This window comes from Priestia sp. HNGD-A6 (genome assembly GCF_045784335.1).
Lineage (GTDB): Bacteria > Bacillota > Bacilli > Bacillales > Bacillaceae_H > Priestia > Priestia zanthoxyli.
In genome coordinates this window covers 4132677-4151729 of sequence record NZ_CP138621.1, presented here as the reverse complement: position 1 = coordinate 4151729, position 19053 = coordinate 4132677, and the positions used below count along the sequence as shown (strand labels likewise).

Sequence of the window (19053 nt, the reverse complement as noted above, 5' to 3'; positions counted from 1 at the left end):
AGATACTAAAATATCCATCCGTTAAAGACCATGCCTAAATTAATAATAAAATGAAAAACTACGGCTGGGTATATGCTTTTCGTCTTTAAAACGACAAATGTATAGAAAAGTCCACCAAAAGAAAAAAGTAAACTTGTTACCACAGGAATTCCTATTGATATGTGCAAAAGACCGAATCCAATACTCGTAATAAAAACAGCGTAAAAAGTCGATAGACTGCTTTTTAAATGAGATAACATAATTCCTCTCCAAAGCACCTCTTCTAAAATTGCATTTATAATTGAGAATACTATACCGTATATGACGAATGATTTTGTATAGCTTATATCTTCAGCGAATAGTAAAGGTACAAAAATTGTAGCCGAACCAATTAGACCAAACAGTAAAAAATACGTTAGTTTAATTGAATGATGTGGCATCACTATACGTTTCTGCCAGTCTGGTAATGATGCAAAAAGAAATACCTTTTGCTTGGACAATAAAATTGAAAGCAATAGTCCACCTATGATAAACAAAAGTAAAACTCTGTTTACAATGATTTTCATCTCTTTAGATAGATCCCATTCAATGAAATAATTGCTTCCTACTTGAAACATACATGTCCCTACTAAAAAGAATAGAAACAGAGAAACAGTTGAACGGTATTTAGAGGTTAAAGCGTAGATAAAAAGCAAGCCTATGATGGGCAACATTCCTGCAGCAAATAACTTATAAGAAATAAGAATAATACCCGAGAAAAATAAACTTATCAAAGAGGTGAGTAATACATTTATTCGTAAATATTGGATATAAAAATCCTCCTTTCACTGTCTTTCTAATTCGTTTTATAGTAGTGGAAACTTAATCAAACAATTTTTATTTTGGCAATGAACAGGAGCTGACTCCATATAAATAAAAAATCGAGGGTAAAACCTTTGCGATTTCACCCTCGATTTTTCGTACTACTATTTCAGACACTCAAGACACTGACCGTTCTCTGTTTATTTACCGTTGTATTCATAAGTTTCTTTATTTGATATAAACGGGCTAATTTCACCAAGTGAGAACAGGTGGAGCTCATGCATCGCTCTTGTGCATGCTGTATAAAATAAATTTCTCTCATATTCATCCTGATAACATTCACTCGAGGCATTGTAAATGATGACTGCATCAAACTCAATTCCTTTTGCTAAGTAGGCTGGCAGGACAAGCATGCCTTTTTCAAATGAACTTGTTTCTTTTGTCAGCAGCCTTGCAGACATCGAATCAGGCAGTGCTTGGAATGCTTCTCGGCTTTCTTCAGCAGTTTTGGCAATCACAGCAATTGTTTTATAGTTTTGCTGCTTCAATTCATTAATTTTGTTTATAATTGCGTCATGCAGATCTTTGACGTTACCTGCAGCCGTCAGGGTCGGCTTCGCTCCGTCTCGATTAAACGGATCGATTAAATGGCCGTTTGCCACCATATCCCTTGAAAACTCGACAATTTGACGCGTTGATCGATAGCTTCTTGTAAGAGTCAGCGTTTCTGCTTCTTTCTCTTCGTACAGTTCGCTTGAAAGAATGGTCGGTGCGTTCAAGGCGTGCGCATAAATCGCTTGATTCAAGTCTCCAAGCAGCGTCATTCTAGCATGCGGAAACAGCTCTTTTAAAAACGCTAGCTGAAACGGTGAATAATCTTGTGCTTCATCAATAAACAAATAGCGAATGACAGGATTGGCTTTTCGCCCTTCAATTTGATCTTTTATATACAAGTAAGGCGTTACATCTTCATAAGACAGCTTCATGTTCATAACTCTTTCCACCGTGTTTTTAGCTGTTTCGTCCCATCCTTCTACATGTGAAAAAAGGTGATGTCTTTCAAACAGCTGCATATAGATACGACGAATGTCGATGAATTTAAGCTGCTTGATGGCCTGCTTAATAAATTTCATTTTCTTAGCTACAACGGCTTTGGCTAAATACGCTTGTTCCCGGTCAAAGTCATCAAATGAGCTTTCGGTATAGCCTTCCTTTTTCTGCAGGTGCTGATAGGCCTCGACATAATCTTCTTTTTCTAAAAGCTGAATTTCTTCTTGAACCCAATCTTTTTTACGTTCAAGTTTTTCAAGCTGGTTGATGAGCTTAAGCGCCCACTCGGCTACGAGCTGCATTCTGTTAGGAATGGAAATTCCCGTATCAAGCGAATAGAAATAAGATAACAAACGCCGAGCAGATAACACGATTTCGCCGCGAAACTTAATGTTTTTAAAAATGATGTCTTTAGTAGACAGCTCTTCGATATACGCATCTACCTGCTTTTTAAATTCACGGCTTGCTTTGTAGCGGATTTCCTGCATTTTTTGTTTTTTTGCCGCAGCATCTTTTTCCGTTAATAAATATTCAATTTGAACGAACAAATCCTCCACGTCAAACTCGTTTCCTAACCGTCCGTCGGCATATTGCTGAAACGTTGTTTGTTTCATATTGTCTTCTCCAAGCTCCGGAAGAACAGTTGAGACGTAGCTGTTAAAAAGCGGATTTGGCGAAAACAGCATCATATTTTCTGCAGTCAGCTGCTTTCGATGATGATAGAGAAGATAAGCCACCCGCTGAAGAGCTGCAGACGTTTTACCGCTCCCTGCTACTCCTTGGACGATCAGCACTTTATTTTTTTCATTTCGAATAATTTGGTTTTGTTCTTTTTGAATGGTCGCTACAATACTTTTCATTTGACTGCTTGCGTTGTGTCCGAGCACTTCTTGAAGCAGCTCGTCTCGAATGGTAATTCCTGTATCAAACATGCTTTTAATTACGCTATTTTCGATAATAAACTGACGCTTTAGCTTCATCTCGCCTTTTATCGCTTCACCTGGCGTTTCGTACTGCGCTTTTCCCGGTGAATAATCATAATAAAGACTCGAAATAGGCGCACGCCAATCATAAATTAAAAACTCTTCATCTTTTTGATCCATTAAAGAGCCCACGCCCACATAAATAGCTTCCGCTTCTTTTTCACCATTCTCTATAAAATCAAAACGTCCAAAATAAGGGGATTGCGTTAGCTTTTTTAATGTTTTTAATTGATCATACGCTTGTCTATGGGTAATTTCACGTTCAGCTAAAAGTTCTGCCTGCTGCTTAATGCTCGTAAATGTCTCAATCACGTCATCCGGCTCATCCATATTAACCGTGACATCGTCCCAAAACGTGCTTCGCAAATCGACAATTTCGCCTTTTACGCTTCCTACGCTTTTGCCTATTTTTTCAGCTTTTTGGCTGATTTCTTCGACTACCCAATCAACTCGCTGCTGTTCTTCTGTTAAATTTTTATCTTTCACTTATCCACACCCCTTACACACGTTACCCGATAACAAAACTTGTTACCGGGTAAAAGCGATCATTGTTTATTTTTTCAGAGTCTACATACTTCCCTACTGAGTTCGTAAATCCCTGCTATGTAACCATATTATGTCTTAATTTCCACCGTTAGTATACTGAAAAATAATGAGCTCCACAACAAAAAGGGCTGAGAAAGTCTCAAGCCCCTTATCTTTATAAGTTGTTTCTCTACTTATTAGCTATTACTGTTTCCAAAAAGTTAGCAGATGAATGATGGCTGACACCACTTCTACCCCTTGAAACGCCAGTAAACCTGCTGCTGCCGCTGTAAACAATCCGACTACCGCTTCTTTAAAAATGAATGGCATTGATACCAGCTCCTTTGCTTATTTAAAATAAGTAGATTTGTTATCATTCTACTCCTTTTTTCAGAATTTTCAATACCTTTTTATCAACAAAATGAAATAAAAACGCTTTCACTTTATAAAAATAAAGTGAAAGCGTTTTTTAAGCTTCCTTTTCTAATGCGTTCAGCGCAAGCGAATAGTCCAACCCTTTTCCTTTTTGCACAATATGCTGCACTTTACCCATGTTGCATGCTTCTTGCGCACTAACGGTCATACCGTTTGTTAACTTCAGCTGCACAGGTTCTTCTGCAATTCGTACGTCGCATGCTAAAGCTAACTCATACCCTCCGCCAAACGTAAAGTTTGTAAGAAGCGCAATCGTTTGTTTGGAGCTGCATGAAATGCGCTGAAAAATCGCTCGAGCTGTTACTGCATGAATCGGCTGATAAAGCCTTCCTGTTTCTTCACGCAGGAAAGAAGTTGTTCTATGATCGCCGTTCATTTTATAGTACTCTCCCATAAATACAATAGATCCAACCGACGCATCGTGCTGCAGCTCATTCATCGTTTCTTGCAGCTCATACATAACTTCACTGTTCAAACGATTAAGCATCGACTGATTCATTCGTACAACCGCCACGTGATTTCTTTTTTCTACTTTGATAAATCTTTTCATCGTTCCTCCGCCCTTTCCCCTGTCGTCCTTTATAAATAAAGCGCTTTCAAAATATTTCGCTTTTTAATAGAAAAATTATTTTCATAGTTTCATCATACAACAAACTCATAATTATTTCCATTACTTTTTTAATTTTCCGTCAATAATTCCATGAATCATTTCCATGTTTTTATCAAATAAGACGTGCTATAGTATAGACAGCACAAATGCAGCTGGACTCACGGATAAAAGGAGTAATCACTATGAAATACGACTTAACAAAATGGGAGCCTCACGGCTATTCTTGCCCTGTGGAAGCAGCCGTTGATGTAGTCGGAGGCAAATGGAAAAGCGTCATTTTATATCAATTATCGAAGGAACGCCGGCGCTTTAATGAACTGCGCAGACTCATTCCAGGCGTGACGCAGCGAATGCTGACGCTGCAGCTTCGTGAACTTGAGCGGGACGGAATTATCCACCGCGAAGTCTACAAACAAGTTCCGCCTAAAGTAGAATATTATTTAACGCCTTTTGGAGAAACTCTCATTCCTATTATCGAGCTGATGTTTAAATGGGGATATGATCATACGGATAAAATTGCTGAAGCGAGAATTCAGGCAGAGAAAGAGTAAAAAGCACGCAAAGCGTGCTTTTTTTATACATGTTTACGAATCAATAATTCTTCTAACCCGTACACAAACGTGCTTTCAATCGGCTTTAACTCAAATGCCGGGCTCCAGTCCATATGCGGATAGCGATCAATCAGCTCAGCCAGCATAATCTTTGCTTCGATTCGAGCAAGCGGTGCTCCTAAGCAAAAATGAATCCCTCTTCCAAATGCCATATGCACATTTGGTTTTCGGTCGATTTTAAATACATCTGGGTCTTCAAAGTACTGCGCGTCTCGGTGCGCGGATCCCATCCATGGAATAACGTGTTCGCCCGCTTTTAGTTTTTGACCGGCAAGAGTCACATCTTTTTTTACGATTCGGTGAAGAGCCTGAACGGGTGAACGATAGCGAAGAACTTCTTCGATCGCAGAAGGCAAAAGCTCTTTCTCACGTTTGAGATGTTCAAAAGAAGCCTTATCTTCCATTAAACAATAAATCGTATTTGAAATTAAGTTCGTAGTTGTTTCGTTTCCTGCAATCAGCAGCAAAATAGAAAAACCGACAATCTCTTCATCCGTTAGCTGTTTCCCTTCTTCTTTTGCCTGAAGAAGCACGGAAATAATATCATCTCCTGGCTGCGTCCGTTTTTCTTCAATGATTCGATAAAAATAAGTTTCTAACTCATCGTTTGCTTTCATTTTCTCTTGCTGCAATTTTTCGAGCGTTTCACGTTCATTATTCGATGGACCCGCTACGATAATATCCGACCAGTCTTTAAACTGGCGCTGATCTTCTATCGGGACGCCTAAAATATCGGCAATTACCATAACCGGAAGCGGATAGGAAAGATGCTCAACTATATCAATATCTTCAAGATGCTCAACTTCTTGTAATAATTCAGCGGTAATGCGCGCAATTTTAGGCTCCCATGCTTTCATTGCTTTAGGCGTAAAAGCTTTATTAACAAGCGCTCTCATTTCAGCATGCTTAGGCGGATCAATATTAATTAGGCTTGTTCCTAGAGCAGTTTGTCTTTGGTTTTGTGGAGGTCTTCGATCAGAAGAAAAAATATTTTTTTGTTCTAGCACTTCTTTGACTCCAGCATAGTGAAAAACATCCCATACCTGCCTTTCTTCGTCCCATTGCACAGGCGCGCTGTTTCTCATCTCTTCATACCATGAAAAAGGATTAAAGCGCTCTTCTTTTGATTGAATCGTATTCACTTGACGGACGATTCCGTTTTCTCTTTCGGTTTTCATGTTAAAACCTCCCCGTATCGTTCAAATAGACTGACTATGTAGTCATCTATGACCAAATAGTACCATATATACGAATTTCCTTAAAAATGATAGCTGTATATTTTAGTAAAAATGAATCGATAGAAGTATATATTTTACAAAAAAGGGTAGGCGCATAGCGCCTACCCTTTTTAAGAATAATGTTCTTCTGGCTTTTGTAATCGGTTGTCTAACGCGTACGCGCCGCTTCCTGCTAGAATCACATGAAGCGAAACAGCAAAAAGGGCAATCTCAAGCTCATAGCCGCCTGTAAAACCAGCACCGCTTTTCGCTGTGAAAATAGCGCCAATCATCACGATCGCAAACAGAACACCTATTAAGCGCGTTTGAAACCCAAGAATCATAGCAGCTCCTCCTACGAATTCAATAACAGCAACTGCGTAAGCGAAAAACGCGGGAATCCCCATGCTGTGGAAAAAACCGACCGTATTATCAATACCGCTTTGAAATTTGCCAAGTCCATGAATAAAAAACGTTAGTCCTAACATAAGACGAAGTAAAAACGTTCCAAGCTGATAGCTTTTCATTTCTTTTCCTCCTTTTTTACTTTTGTCTGCACATGTAACAATTTTAGTTACAACTGTGAACAAATTCAAGAGGTTAGAACAGAAAAACAAGATATCAGCAAATTTCTTTACCTCATTTTAAACATTTTTTTGAAAATAAGACCATGCTTCCTGCTCAGTCACGCTGAAGATAAGATAGAAATGCAAAAATATGATCCTGAATAATGAGTTCTGCCGTAGCAGAATGGCTCTTTAATGATAAGTGTTCAGAATATCGAAATCGGTTAAATTTATTTACATCAACATGGTGAACGGCCTGCACATGAAAACCCCCTACTATGGCTTTTACTTGGGCAAAAGGCGGTACAGCAAGAGATTCGGGCTCAATTTTCTCGAGGCACTCTCTGCTTATGGCATGAGGAACAGCTGTCATGGAGCTCATTAATAAATCTTTTCTTCCTATTGTCTCGTTCAACACGTACTTCCACCCCTGGACCACATGCGTGAGCTTTTCTTCATCTTCACATATGTTTAAAGCTACATCGACACCGCTCGCTACCGCTGCAGCAAACGGATACAACTCCTGAGCTGAAAGAACAAAGTCCCCGTCTATGAAGAGAAGAATATCTCCCGTTGCTGCAAGTGCTCCTGCAGCTCTTCCGCAATCATGCCCTAACCGCTCATCGTAAACAATAGTTTTAACACCCTGTTCTTTGGCATACTTCTCCGACTGATCCGTAGAGCCGTTAATCACAACAATAATTTCTAACGGTTCAAGTTTTCTTGCTTCTGCAATCACTTGTTTGAGTGTTTGTTCTTCGTTGCAAACCGGAATAATAACAGAAAGCTGTTTACCTCCATAAAAAGAAGATAATCTCCCCCAGCCGTGCTCAACAACTGGAAGAGGCTGTGCGAGCATATCCACTCGCCTTTTACGGTGTGACGCAAACGTATAATATGTTTGAAGAAGCTGCTGGTAGGATTGAATTCGTTCTCTGCTACGCAGCGGCCGATCAAACGGACGAAAGCTTCCCTTTCCCTGCGTTTCGATCGTAATATGCGAGCTTACACGATACTGTGTTAAGAACGTCACAAATAAAGAAAGAGGCGGCAACTCCCAGTGGTTCTTTAATACGCTTACTAGCACACCGTAAGGCGCTTTTAAACAAGCGTTGGCACGATGAGGCTTTCCAAGTGCATGATGCAGAACCGTACTCCACGTCAGCTCGCTGCGGTTAAAAGCATTCATCTTTGTTTTTTCCCACTTGTTTAGCACCACATCGCTATGTTCAAATAACAGCGGCTGAACAAAACGCTCAAGCTCGGAAGCCGAAAGAATAATATCGCCGTCTACAAATAAGACGGCATCTCCTTTAGCAGCCTTTGCCCCTTCCATTCTCGCTTCATGTGGAGAAAGGCGTTTTTCTACTACTTTTACCGTACATCCCTCTTCTTTCGCTATTTTAACTGAAGCATCGGTACAGCCGTTTGCAACTACGATAATCTCAAGCACGTTCACTTTTTTAATTTGTTTAAGCACGTTTTTTAACATTTCTTCTTCATTGTAAACGGGCAGAACGACAGAAAGAGTATTCATTGATATCCCCCCTAAAAAAAGAACCACTGAACAATTCAGCGGTTTCATTCATTTAAAATACCTCTTGTATCCACAACTTTTTTTGCGTATTTTACAATTGACCAATCGATTTGACTGTGATCGGTTAATACAAGTACAATATCGCTTTTTTCAACTTCTTCTTTTGTCAGCGGTACAGAAAAATAAGTTTGCTTATTTAATATAGCGGAGTCAATGTAAGGGTCATGATACGTCAGCTCATATCCTTTTGCTAAAAGACCTTCACATACCGTCAGCGCCGGCGATTCACGCATATCATTTACATCTTTTTTATACGCCATGCCTACAACAAACACTCGTTTCTCATTTGCTGCCAGCTGCTTTTCAACACGTCTAATTACTTTATTTGGCATTTCTTCATTAATATGATGAGCAGCTTCAATAAGTTCGCTCGTTAACCCATTTTGCTTTAGTTTCCATAAAAAATAAAGCGGATCAACGGGTATGCAGTGCCCTCCAATTCCGGGTCCTGGATAATACGGTGTGAACCCAAACGGCTTAGTAGATGCCGCCTGTAATACCTCATGAAAATCAATCCCTAATTCCTCGCACAATTCATTTGTTTCATTCACCAACGAAATATTGACAAGGCGCTGAATGTTTTCAAACAGCTTGCACATTTCCGCTACTTTTGGAGAAGAAACAGGTACGACTTGCTGAAAAATACTTTCATAAAACGTCTGCACGTGATAAAGGCAGTCTTTGCTGTAGCCGCTAATTACTTTTGGAATATGCTCAATATCGTATGATTTGTTTGCCGGATCAACTCGTTCTGGAGAATAAGCTAGATAAAAATCTTTACCTGCCTGTAAGTTGGAATCTTTCAAAATAGGCAACACGACTTCTTCAAGCGTGCCTGGGTAAGTAGAGCTTTCATAAATAACGGTTTGCCCTTTTACCATCTGTTCTTTTAAGAATGCAGATGCGCTAATGACTGGTCCTAGATCGGGGTTATGATTTTCTGTAATAGGAGTTGGCACGGTCACAACTACATAATCGCATGCTTGAAATGCAGAGATACCTTTTTGTAACTCATATGCTTCAAAATTTTTCTCGCTTTGAATCACATCACTATGCACATCTGGAATATAGCTTTTCCCTTGTTTTAGCGCCTCAATTTTTCGTGCGTCAATATCAAGACCAACGACGCTATAGTTTTTCTTTGCAAATAAAAGAGCAAGCGGCAATCCAACATAGCCAAGACCAATAACAGCAACTTTTTTATTCATTCTTCAACACCTCAAACAAGATATCATGTCTTCGTATGTCCGGAAGAAACTCGCCTCTTTCACTTGTTTGGCTAATATAGTATGCAAGGGCCTCAACATAATCTCCTAGAATACGCTGCGTTGATGCCGCCAAACCTTTGACTTTCATGTGCTCCTTTCGAACCCGGTTCGTTCGCGCCACATCAACAAAATGAACGGGCTGAACCATAAAGCCGTACATAATACTTTTTAATTGAAATAAAGGCGGAATAATAAGAGATTCGTAGCCAACCTTCTCCATTACATTTCGTTTAATGGCATGGGGAATAGCCGTCGTTGTATTAATTGTTAAATCAGGACGTTTACAGATAAGGTTCAGAAAATATTTGGCAGTACTTACCGAGTGAATAGGATGCACTTCATCCAGCAGACACTCTAAATTATTAAGCGCTACATCAATGCCTTGGTCAGCTGCTTCTAAATACCGTCGTAAATCTTCCGCGGAAATCACAATGTCTCCATCTATGAACAAGCAAATCTCACCGCTGCTGTACATCGCACCGATTGCTCGAGGGACGTTATGCCCAAGCCGCTGCTTGTAATGAAGAACAGTAGCACCCGCTTCAATTGCTCGCTTAACCGTCACTTCATCGGCTCCGTTGGCAACCACGATGATTTCTTCCACTCCTGCTTTTTTCACTTCTTGGATCACGCTTGCAATCGTTTCTTTTTCTTCACCTACTGGAATAACGGCGCTGTACTTAACGCCTGTTTTCCGTTTCACATTCGGTGTATAAGCCGAAACAACTTCCCGGTTTCGATCGCCGTCTGTTAGTCCGCCTCTTATTCCTTTTTCTTCAATAAGATGAGCTAACGCTTTAATGTGATCTCCAATGATATAGTTAGTGGAAATAGGAAAAGGGGAATTGGTAGGAATGGTTTTATGAGTGTTTCGAATCTTGTTTGTATAAATAACGTCTGAAGAACACGGTGCAACAATTGACATTCCTTTTAAAAGAGCAATCGTATGAGCGAGGGGCGGATGAGCTAAATTCTCGTATCCGATTTTAGCTGCTGATGTTTTTTTGATGGCATGAGGAATAGCTGTTAAGGCTTGAACAGATAAATCTTCACGCTGTAAGCACAAGTTCAGCATATATTTGGCAACAGAAACAGGATGAGGACGCACCTTTCGTTTCATAATCCATGTAAGATTATTTAAAGCGATATCATGACCGGTTTCTATAGCTTGAGTATATTTCATCAGCTCCTCATGAGGAACCGCTATATCTCCGTCCAAAAAAAGCAAAATATCTCCTTTTGCTTTTTTAGCCCCAATGGCTCTTCCGATATTAATACCAAGAGCTTCTTCATAATAAACAACGCGGCATCCTGCATCCTCGGCTATTTCCTTTGTTGTATCACTGGATCCATTTACGACGACAATAATCTCAAACGGCTTCATTTTTTGAACTTCTTTAATGACAGGTAACAAAGAATCGGCCTCGTTACAGGCTGGAATAATCACTGATACTTTCAAACTCACTCAACTCCGCTAAAAATTCGAACATACGTAATGGATACTAGTGGAATGGTTACATCCGTTGGCTCACCATATGAGCTTGATGTACGTACAACAGCAGCTGCGTCCGTAACAGCAAGCAGTGTTCCATTAATAACGTCAATAGCTGTGATGATTTGCACAAATGAACCCACATTTTCTCTTAATGCATCTTGAAACATACTTTTCTCTCCTTTCGTTTAAGCACTTTGAATGGTGACGATGCTTGTAAATGGCAGTAATACCGTTGATGTGGAAGACTCTATCAATTCTAAATAGTTATCCCCAACAAACGTCACGACGCCCTCAAGCGGACCAGCCGTTGTTTCAATTACAACTTCTTGTCCGATATACTGCTTGGCAATTTCTTTAAAAGGTGATTCTTGAGCTTCTTTAATAATACTGATCACATACTCTTTAAACGTGTCGGAATAAACAACGTCTTCTACTGCTTTTTTTGTGTTTTCCTGAATAAATTCAGCAAATCGATTTGAAAACAACAGGTATTTTATCTTTTCTACATAGCGACGGTAACAACAAAAAAACATAAAGTTTGTTCCTCCTTTTTATAATGTTATCCCTTCAAATTACCTACAACAATTGACTTAACCTAAGAGATTACTTTATCAATATATACAAGCTCTGTCGTAAAGGTGACAGAACTTTTGTCGTATTTTCATACAAATACGCACATGACTAGCCCATTTTACACAGGATCCTTGTTACCTAGTCCTGTTGAAACGAAAACAAAAAAAGACAAAGCCTTTAAGCTTTGCCTTGTTTATTTATTAAATTATGAATCAGTTGACTGCAATACGCTTTGCTCCTATATAGCGCTCTTTCCAATAGCTTGAATTTTTATCGCTAATTGTAACGCCTTTAGAAGACGATGCGTTAATAAACTGTCCGTCTCCAAGATAAATGCCTGCATGAGAAGGACCTTCTTTGTACGTTTCAAAGAAAACAAGATCTCCTACCTGCGGTTCACTTACATTTTCACCTGCTTTATAGATATCTTCAACCGTTCTTGGAATATCAACGCCTACGCTTTCTTTATATACATACTGAAGATATCCGCTGCAGTCAAATCCCGAAGGTGTAGTGCCGCCCCATTTGTACGGGGTGCCCATTAAGGATTTTGCTTTGCTGATTACTTTATCCGTATTCACTTCTGATTCGCCTTCTACAACGCCGCCTTTACCTAATGCATTGTATGTATTCTCTCCAACAATTCCATCTGCTTCTAGGTTATGTTTCTCTTGAAAAGCCATAACCGCTTTTTTTGTTTCATAATTAAAATAACGCGATACTTCGCCTTTTAAAAATCCTTTATCTTTTAACACCGTTTTAACTTGTTCAACATCATCATTTGTCATCCCTTGTTTTAAAACCGTGTCGCCAAACGCAGCATGTCCCATTGCCGGACTTGCAAATAAAGCTCCTCCTACAAGAAGCGCCGATAGCATTTTTTTCATTTCGTTTCCTCCCCGAATCATGTTTTAAGCACCGTACAACCATAACATCTGCGGATAACAATTCAATTAATAGAAGATAACAATTTGATAACAATCTTTTTAAACAGCCTCAACTCTTAGACGTAAAACGCCGAAATATAAGAAGAAGAGAAAAACAACTATTCTAGCAAATAAAGGTGATAAACATGAATTGGTTTAAACGAAACAACGTGCACCCCGAAGCCGCGGCTGTCGAATCCATCACTGTAAAGCTTCATGTATCGGACCCGATGATAAAAAAGCAGATTAACATGATTTCCTTAACGGCAGAGGATCTCGAACGCATTGCCAGATTTCAAGTTCACGCGCTGAACGCCATCGAAGAAATCGTGAATGATTTTTATAAAGCTATTGGCGAACAGGCTCATTTGGTTGCGATTATCGAAAAGCACAGCAGCGTCCATGCATTAAAACAAACGTTAAAACAGCACATCTTAGAAATGTTTGATGGACAAATAGACGACGCTTTTGTGGTAAAACGTCAAAAAATTTCCAAGATGCACGTTAAAATTGGACTTGAGCCAAACTGGTATTTGTGCGCATTTCAAAATTTATTTACGTCGCTTCTTTCAGTATGTGAACGTACGATGGAATCAAAAGAAGAATGTCTAGCTTTTATCGCAAGTATGACAAAGCTTATTAGTCTAGAACAGCAAATTGTGTTAAAAGCCTATGAGCTTGAATATGACGAGCAGCGCGCTGGACTTCAGACTCAAAAAGAGAAAATTCAGCTAGAAATCTCTCGTACATCATCTATCCTTTCTTCGTTATCTGAAGAAACGAAGAAATTTATGAATCAAATGCACAATCAGTCTTCTGACGTCGTTTCTTATGCAAACAAAAGCTCCCAATTGGCAGAAGTCATTGAGAAAGAATCCGTTACGAGTCAAGCAAAATTAAAAGAAGAACAAAACATGCTTGGAAGCATACAAAAAAATACGTCGCTCATTCAAAACAAAATGAAAACGCTCGAACATACATCACAGCAAATCCATCAAATCGTTTCGATTGTTACTTCTATTGCGGAGCAAACGAATTTATTGGCATTAAACGCTTCGATTGAGTCTGCTCGAGCAGGTGAGCATGGAAAAGGATTTGCAGTGGTGGCACAGGAAGTACGGAAGCTTGCAGAAGAAACGAAGAAATCGATTTCTAATATTTCTACTTTTATCGGAGACATTCAAAAACAAATCGAAAGCGTTTCGGCGTTAGGTGGAGAAGTCGCTACATTAACAAAAGATACAGCTGACAATATGAACAACATTACTTCTTTTTTCACGAACGTCCTTAGCATAACAACCGAGAACAAACAGCAAACAGTTCTAACAAAAAAAGAGCTTGATAAAATCGCTGACGCAATGAAGCAGCTATCTCTGCGGATTGAGAAGATGGCCCATTCCTCAGAAGAACTTGAACGGTTAACTGAAAAAAGTTGATATGCAAAAAAGCCTTCTCAGCTTGCACAAGAAGGCTTTTTTATTTTTTCAAGCTAGCGGGCTCTTGAGAAGAACGTTCGATGAACTGGACAAAATCATCTCCGTATATGCTTCGAATCAGAGCCGTCAGCTCAACAAAGTCAGGCAGCTCTCCGTAAACATCTCGCAGCGGCATCGCTCCTTGAAACAAAGGATTTTCAAGAGGGTTATAATCCTCGATCGTTTTTAAAAACATCTTTTTTCCTTCTTCTGTGAGCTGCACGTATGTATTCCGCTTATCTTTCTCATTTTTAGAAAGGGTAAGATAGCCCCGCAGGTGCAATTTTTTTGCAAAGTTAAAAGCTGTGGATAAATGCATGACGCCTAGCTTTGAAATGTCGGTCATCGACGCAATTTCCAGCTGATAAGCAATCCCTAAAATGTGATGCTCATTAATGCTCAGATCGTACGGCTTAACCCACTGTTCCCAATCCTTTTCAGTAGACTTCCAAAGAGCTTTGCTTACTTGCATCACAAGCTGATTAAACAGCATGGCATCTTTAATCGTATCTTGATTTAACGTGCGTTTCACCTCTTCACTTCCTCTCTAGAAATGCAACCGTTCACATCATTTGTCCCTAAGACTTTATAAATAAAAAGAATGAAAATATATACAGAATATTATACATGATTGCTTATATATTTCAACTTATTTTGCATAAAAATAAATTTAAACGTTTCTTTATGTAAAAAACCAAGCGTGAACGTTCAGTGTTCACGCCTGGTTTTTAATGAATATACCGTTTACCAACTAGAAGGTTTGAAATAACGTCCGTTGGAATTTCAAACTCAATGTTTCCCATATATCCTGGAGCGACTTTGTATTTATCGAATACAATTCTAAGCTTGTGATCTTTTGTAATGTAGAAGCTTTGATTTTCAGCAATCTCTTTAAAAGGATCCATATCTTCTTCAGTCAGCCAATAGATTTTGCCTTCTTCATGCTTCATTTGATCTTTCATTTGCTGTTTAATATTTTCACTAATGACCTTTATATAGCTTTTATCTTTGAACAAACTTGGAAGCGTAACGAGCACTTCGTGTTTTTTATCAATCGTGTCGTACTGATTAACGCTCGACGTTGAAGCTCTCGATTCTTCCACATATCGATGAACCACAAGCAAATCATCGGTATCTGTCATAATATCATAGCCGCTACTGACAGCCACGTTTCCTTTCTCTTCTTTTCGTAATGTTTTCATCTCTTTTTTAAACTGTTCATACAGCTGTTCATTTTCTTTTATATACTTTTCATTTAAGTTTGTTTGAAGACCTTTGTTTTCCAAGCCTGAAATCGATGGTGTTTTCACGTCAATACGAGAATGCTTTTCTTCTTGTTTTAGTTCCTCAAATGTAATTACTTCTACTACTTTTCCCAGTACAGGAATTTTTGCCATTGCATTTGCCGCATCTGGACTTACATTCACCGTTGTGATAAAAATCATCGCTGCTGCCGCAATCGAGCTCGGCCAAATATAGAATTTCTTTTTACGAGGGTGTGAAGAAAGTGCCTGTGCAACAACACCATCTAATTCGTCTGGAATAGGAATGTCATGATACTGCTTCTTTAACTTTTCTATTTTTTCATTCATTGTTCTAAGTCCTCCTCCGTCATCGTAATCCGCAACAGGTTCAACGCTCTGTATAGCCTTGTCTTGACCGTATTTACATTTTCCTCAATGATTTCCGCAATTTCGTCCATTTTTAAATCTTCGAAAAACCGCAGAATAATAATCGTCTTATATTTAACCGGCAGCTGATCCATTGCTTGCTTTAAATCAATATCTTCATACTGATCTTCACGTCCGCTGCTCAGATACTCAAGCTCTTCATCGCCCATAAGCGTTAAACGTTTATGCTTACGCAGGAAATCGATTGCCGTTCGTACAACAATTTTATAAAGCCAGCTTTTAATCGATTGAATATCTTTGATACTGTCTATTGAAATGAGTGCTTTTTTAATCGATTCTTGCACAATATCAAGCGCATCTTCTTGATTTTTTACATAGCTAAAAGCAAGCCGGTAAAAATCTGCTTTATGCTCGGTTATGCATGCTACGAGCATCTGATGTGCATCGTGTTTTTTCATTGTCTTTCATACCCCTTCTATTTTCTCTTGCTGAAGTACATCTATAAGGTAGACGGAATGAGTAGAAAAATAGTTTGGTTTTTTTAAAAAAAAGTAAAACTAAATGATGGTCTCATGCGTCTATTAGGTAGATATATACAAAAAGGGGAATATTACTACATGAAAACCATGGGCTACAAACGTATTTTGACACTGCTTGGATGCTGTATTTTGTTTCTTGGTACAGCAGGGTATATCGTCAAAGCAAACAGTACAGAGAAAAAAACGGCAAGTATTCAAACAGATCAAACCTATCCAGACGTTGAAATTCAAACGCTAGTTAAGGACCTTACCGACGGAGGCTATGCCATTAGCTACCCTTCCTTTGGTAAAAAAGAAATTGATCAATCCATTCAAGCTTACGTAACAGATCAAGTGGCACACTATGAAAAAAAGCTGAAGAAGCAGTCAAAAAAGAAAAAATCTGAATTAACGATTACATATAAAATCGTCCATTACAGCAAGCAAACGCTAAGCATTGTCTTTGATGAATATGAATCTATAAATGGAGAGAAAGGAACGTCTTCTCTCAAAACCTTTACATTTGACCTGCCTGCTCAAAAACAAATGACGTTAAAAGATTTATTTAACGAGAATGCAAACTATTTAGATCGCCTTTCGGCTATTTCATATGCTGAATTAAAAAAACAAATGAAAAAAGCTGATTTTGACCCGGGCCTTCAAAAAGGAACTCAGGCAGCCAATCAAAATTTCAGTCAGTTTGCGCTGCTTGAAAACAGTATTGTGATCTACTTTAAGCCTTATCAGCTAGGTGCTGAACAAACGAAAACCAAAACAATCGCTATCCAAAAAGATTTATTTAAAGACATGCTGAGTGATGCTTACAAAGACGAAGCAGCAAATAAAAATAAAGTCAAAGAAACGCCTCCAAAACATATCGTTAACGAAATACCGCAGCAAGGAGCGCCTATTGATCCAACTAAAAAAGTCGTTGCGATGACCTTTGATGATGGACCTAACCCTGCATCTACCAATGTGATTTTAGATGGATTAAAAGAAGTGAACGGACACGCTACCTTTTTTGTGTTAGGAAGCCGCGTTCAATATTATCCTGAAGCAATCGAACGTATGGTGAAGGAAGGCAACGAAGTCGGAAATCACTCTTGGGACCACCCTCAGCTCACACGTTTAAATGAAGCGCAGGTCAAACACCAAATAGGCGATACCCAAGCGCTTATTAAACAAGTGAGCGGCTATGAACCAATGCATGTACGTCCTCCTTATGGAGCTGTGAACGCAAATGTAAGACGTTATGTCGGAAATGTTGGCGTGACTCTATGGGATATCGATCCTGAAGACTGGAAATATCGAAACGTTCCTCACTCCGTTCAAGCAGTTATGAGCCAAGTCGGAGACGGAAAAGTTATTTTAATGCATGATATTTACCAAACAAGTGCCGAAGCAGCAGTTGAAATTATGAAGCAGCTTCACGCACAAGGATATCAGCTTGTTACGATTTCACAGCTAGAACAAGTAAAAAAAGAGCGGGAACAGCTGCACTTGCAGTAGAGGATCGCAGACGAATGCGCTGCAGCCATTAGGATGGCTGTAGCGCTTTTGTTTTTTTTATGCGATGTTTAATAAAGGCTATACAGAGCAGCGTAAGCGGAATCACTACGTGAAAAGGGATAAAAAGTAGCACCGGCATAATCGTTAAGCCTTCTTTTAAATGCTCTTGAAAATTACTTGCAATCGTCAGAGAAAAAAATAAAATCACCGTGCCAACAGGATATGTCAGCGCAGAAGGTCGTTTTACCTTAAACAGCGTGGAAAGCCCCACAATTACCGCGTAAAAAACGAATCGACGTGGCAATATCAAAGCGCGAATAATAATCTTCAGGAGACTGAAAAAACTGAATGAAGACAGCAGGTGCAATCAGCACGAATGGCGTTCCGTCTACAAAAATCGCAATACGCCCTTCTAAGAGATTTCCTGCAACGATATCGGGACGCTCCGTGTGATACATTGTAGGAAAAGTAGTGTACGTTTGGTCTTCAATAAGCTCCTCTACATAGCCTGATTCTAAAATGCTATCGATATTAATTTGGTTAAGACGCTGCTTTACTTCTTTTACGATTTTGTCATTGGCAATCCCATTAATGTACATCATTGAAACGTCTGTCTGCGTTACTTTCCCAATCTTCATCGTTTCTACCCATAAGTCAGGCGATTTGATAATTCGCCTGACCATGGGCATGTTTTTAGCAATCGATTCCGTGAACCCTTCCTTAGAACCCCGAACGACAAGCTGTGTAGTCGGTTCTTGAATTGAACGCCACTCCCCGCCTTTCGTACCTGCACTCATCGCATGGTTGTTTCCATCTATCAAGATAAGCGTGTCTCCTGACATCAAGGCGGGAAACACTTCACTCCACGTATGTAAAATCGCAACGTCTCCAATTCCTACTACATCTTCTTTTAATAACGTAAAGGCGTTTTGAGGTGTTATTGGTTCGGAAAACACGTCATCTTTCATCATGGTGTCTACTAAAAGCTCTTGGATAGACTGATTGTCTACAATTCCGTCTATATAGATAACAGCGGCTTGAATGGCTGCCCTTTCCCCAATTTTTATATAGCGGATCACCATATCCGAGCTGTTCCCCGTTCGCTTTTTTATGTTAGCTATATTACCTTCAAGCGACTGCATCAGCAGTTCTTGTTCCTCTGGTAGCGAACCCTCTGTTTCCTTTTTATTGTCTTTGCTTTTTTTATTTTTAAATAAAGAAGGCACGATTAAAAACACCTTTCTTTTCTTTTTTTTAGCTTTTTCCAAATAAATGCTTTGTATG

General features: G+C 39.2%; 18 protein-coding genes and 1 pseudogene. 3 read left to right on the top strand and 16 right to left on the bottom strand.

Annotated elements, in window-relative coordinates; all coding sequences use genetic code 11:
- Nucleotides 1–5 precede the first annotated feature (5 nt).
- From SCI76_RS21175 to SCI76_RS21160, 4 genes are all read right to left on the bottom strand, one after another.
- Nucleotides 6–596 (bottom strand): CPBP family intramembrane glutamic endopeptidase, encoded by a 591-nt coding sequence (locus SCI76_RS21175; RefSeq protein ID WP_255902898.1) that lies wholly within the window; start codon nt 594–596, stop codon nt 6–8.
- A gap of 384 nt (nt 597–980) precedes the next feature.
- Nucleotides 981–3299 (bottom strand): RNA polymerase recycling motor HelD, encoded by a 2319-nt coding sequence (helD, locus tag SCI76_RS21170; protein ID WP_048019965.1) that lies wholly within the window; start codon nt 3297–3299, stop codon nt 981–983.
- Between the two features lie 243 nt (nt 3300–3542).
- On the bottom strand, nt 3543–3668 hold the full coding sequence (locus SCI76_RS21165) for a hypothetical protein (RefSeq protein WP_016765178.1): 126 nt from the start codon (nt 3666–3668) through the stop codon (nt 3543–3545).
- 139 nt (nt 3669–3807) lie between these two features.
- Entirely contained in the window at nt 3808–4323 is a 516-nt protein-coding gene (locus SCI76_RS21160) for an enoyl-CoA hydratase/isomerase family protein (protein WP_033579937.1), read from the bottom strand.
- Between the two features lie 242 nt (nt 4324–4565).
- Between SCI76_RS21160 and SCI76_RS21155 the strand changes: the two genes are divergently transcribed.
- Nucleotides 4566–4934: a helix-turn-helix domain-containing protein gene (locus SCI76_RS21155; protein WP_013084552.1), complete on the top strand. Its 369-nt coding sequence runs from the start codon at nt 4566–4568 to the stop codon at nt 4932–4934.
- A 23-nt stretch (nt 4935–4957) separates the two neighbouring features.
- Here the strand turns inward: SCI76_RS21155 and SCI76_RS21150 are convergent, their stop codons facing one another.
- The 8 genes from SCI76_RS21150 to SCI76_RS21115 form a co-directional block, all read right to left on the bottom strand.
- On the bottom strand, nt 4958–6172 hold the full coding sequence (locus tag SCI76_RS21150) for a cytochrome P450 (protein WP_048019963.1): 1215 nt from the start codon (nt 6170–6172) through the stop codon (nt 4958–4960).
- A 170-nt stretch (nt 6173–6342) separates the two neighbouring features.
- A complete protein-coding gene (locus SCI76_RS21145; protein WP_048019962.1) occupies nt 6343–6738 on the bottom strand; it encodes a DoxX family protein in 396 nt (131 codons plus the stop codon).
- A gap of 154 nt (nt 6739–6892) precedes the next feature.
- Nucleotides 6893–8314 carry a glycosyltransferase gene (locus SCI76_RS21140; protein WP_243495069.1) on the bottom strand — a complete coding sequence of 474 codons (1422 nt, stop codon included), beginning with the start codon at nt 8312–8314 and terminating at the stop codon, nt 6893–6895.
- Between the two features lie 44 nt (nt 8315–8358).
- Complete coding sequence (locus SCI76_RS21135; RefSeq protein ID WP_407544262.1) at nt 8359–9582, bottom strand: nucleotide sugar dehydrogenase; 1224 nt, start codon at nt 9580–9582, stop codon at nt 8359–8361.
- Complete coding sequence (locus tag SCI76_RS21130) at nt 9575–11101, bottom strand: glycosyltransferase family 2 protein (protein WP_048019959.1); 1527 nt, start codon at nt 11099–11101, stop codon at nt 9575–9577. Before SCI76_RS21130 ends, SCI76_RS21135 begins: the two co-directional genes overlap by 8 nt.
- 2 nt (nt 11102–11103) lie before the next feature.
- Nucleotides 11104–11304 (bottom strand): hypothetical protein, encoded by a 201-nt coding sequence (locus SCI76_RS21125; protein WP_033579930.1) that lies wholly within the window; start codon nt 11302–11304, stop codon nt 11104–11106.
- Between the two features lie 18 nt (nt 11305–11322).
- Nucleotides 11323–11670 carry a hypothetical protein gene (locus SCI76_RS21120; protein ID WP_048019958.1) on the bottom strand — a complete coding sequence of 116 codons (348 nt, stop codon included), beginning with the start codon at nt 11668–11670 and terminating at the stop codon, nt 11323–11325.
- A 252-nt stretch (nt 11671–11922) separates the two neighbouring features.
- Nucleotides 11923–12597 carry an NlpC/P60 family protein gene (locus SCI76_RS21115; protein ID WP_033579928.1) on the bottom strand — a complete coding sequence of 225 codons (675 nt, stop codon included), beginning with the start codon at nt 12595–12597 and terminating at the stop codon, nt 11923–11925.
- A 185-nt stretch (nt 12598–12782) separates the two neighbouring features.
- On the opposite strand from SCI76_RS21115, the gene SCI76_RS21110 reads away from it, so the two are divergent.
- Nucleotides 12783–14072, top strand: a complete 1290-nt coding sequence (locus SCI76_RS21110) for a globin-coupled sensor protein (RefSeq protein WP_168761200.1) — start codon at nt 12783–12785, stop codon at nt 14070–14072.
- A 40-nt stretch (nt 14073–14112) separates the two neighbouring features.
- Here the strand turns inward: SCI76_RS21110 and SCI76_RS21105 are convergent, their stop codons facing one another.
- From SCI76_RS21105 to SCI76_RS21095, 3 genes are all read right to left on the bottom strand, one after another.
- On the bottom strand, nt 14113–14643 hold the full coding sequence (locus SCI76_RS21105; protein ID WP_028415001.1) for an HTH-type transcriptional regulator Hpr: 531 nt from the start codon (nt 14641–14643) through the stop codon (nt 14113–14115).
- 196 nt (nt 14644–14839) lie between these two features.
- The gene (locus SCI76_RS21100; protein ID WP_028415002.1) at nt 14840–15703 is read right to left on the bottom strand and encodes an RsiV family protein; all 864 of its coding nucleotides are present in this window, start codon (nt 15701–15703) and stop codon (nt 14840–14842) included.
- Nucleotides 15700–16200, bottom strand: coding sequence for an RNA polymerase sigma factor (locus SCI76_RS21095; RefSeq protein ID WP_047749995.1), 501 nt, complete (start codon nt 16198–16200; stop codon nt 15700–15702). The genes SCI76_RS21100 and SCI76_RS21095 overlap by 4 nt, the downstream gene beginning before the upstream one ends.
- A 159-nt stretch (nt 16201–16359) precedes the next feature.
- On the opposite strand from SCI76_RS21095, the gene SCI76_RS21090 reads away from it, so the two are divergent.
- Nucleotides 16360–17769 (top strand): polysaccharide deacetylase family protein, encoded by a 1410-nt coding sequence (locus tag SCI76_RS21090; protein ID WP_063248314.1) that lies wholly within the window; start codon nt 16360–16362, stop codon nt 17767–17769.
- A gap of 278 nt (nt 17770–18047) precedes the next feature.
- Here SCI76_RS21090 and SCI76_RS21085 read toward each other — a convergent pair.
- Nucleotides 18048–18995: pseudogene (locus SCI76_RS21085) on the bottom strand (spore germination protein); the annotation flags it as partial.
- Nucleotides 18996–19053: the final 58 nt, after the last annotated feature.